The organism is Actinomadura napierensis (assembly GCF_039529375.1).
In the GTDB taxonomy this organism is placed as follows: Bacteria; Actinomycetota; Actinomycetes; order Streptosporangiales; family Streptosporangiaceae; genus Spirillospora; species Spirillospora napierensis.
In genome coordinates, this window is the sequence record NZ_BAAAMR010000271.1 from 1 (window position 1) to 1,022 (window position 1,022).

The 1,022-nt window shown below is 64.3% G+C and carries 1 protein-coding gene; it reads left to right on the forward strand.

All coding sequences use genetic code 11. The features are described 5' to 3' along the window. Window positions 1–1,022 (forward strand): alpha-amylase family glycosyl hydrolase (locus tag ABD296_RS49370; protein WP_344285455.1); only part of this gene is annotated, 1,022 nt, incomplete at both ends.

The window sequence follows — 1,022 nt, forward strand, 5'->3', positions numbered from 1 at the left end:
ATGTGGGACGACACCGACGAGAAATACCCCGACGCCCGCATCATCTTCGTCGACACCGAACAGTCCAACTGGACCTACGACCCGGTCCGCGGCCAGTACTACTGGCACCGCTTCTTCTCCCACCAACCCGACCTCAACTACGACAACCCCGCCGTCCAGGACGCCATGCTCGAAGTCCTGCGCTTCTGGCTCGACCTCGGCATCGACGGCTTCCGCCTCGACGCCGTCCCCTACCTGTACGCCCGCGAAGGCACCAACTGCGAGAACCTCCCCGAAACCCACGCCTACCTCAAACGCGTCCGCGCCGAAGTCGACCGCCTCTACCCCGACCGCGTCCTGCTCGCCGAAGCCAACCAATGGCCCGCCGACGTCGTCGAATACTTCGGCGACCCCGGCGCCGGCGGCGACGAATGCCACATGGCCTTCCACTTCCCCGTCATGCCCCGCATCTTCATGGCCGTCCGCCGCGAACAGCGCTACCCCATCTCCGAGATCATGGCCCAAACCCCCAAAATCCCCGAATCCTGCCAATGGGGCATCTTCCTCCGCAACCACGACGAACTCACCCTGGAGATGGTCACCGACGAAGAACGCGACTACATGTACACCGAATACGCCAAAGACCCCCGCATGAAAGCCAACATCGGCATCCGCCGCCGCCTCGCACCCCTCCTGGACAACGACCGCAACCAACTCGAACTCTTCACCGCCCTCCTGCTCTCCCTCCCCGGCTCACCCGTCCTGTACTACGGCGACGAAATCGGCATGGGCGACAACATCTGGCTCGGCGACCGCGACGCCGTCCGCACCCCCATGCAATGGACCCCCGACCGCAACGCCGGCTTCTCCCAATGCGACCCCGCCCGCCTCTACCTCCCCGTCATCATGGACCCCATCTACGGCTACCAGGCCGTCAACGTCGAAGCACAGATCAACAACCCCGGATCACTCCTGCACTGGACCCGCAAAATGATCGAGATCCGGCAACGCCACCCCGTCTTCGGCGTCGGCTCCTACGTCGA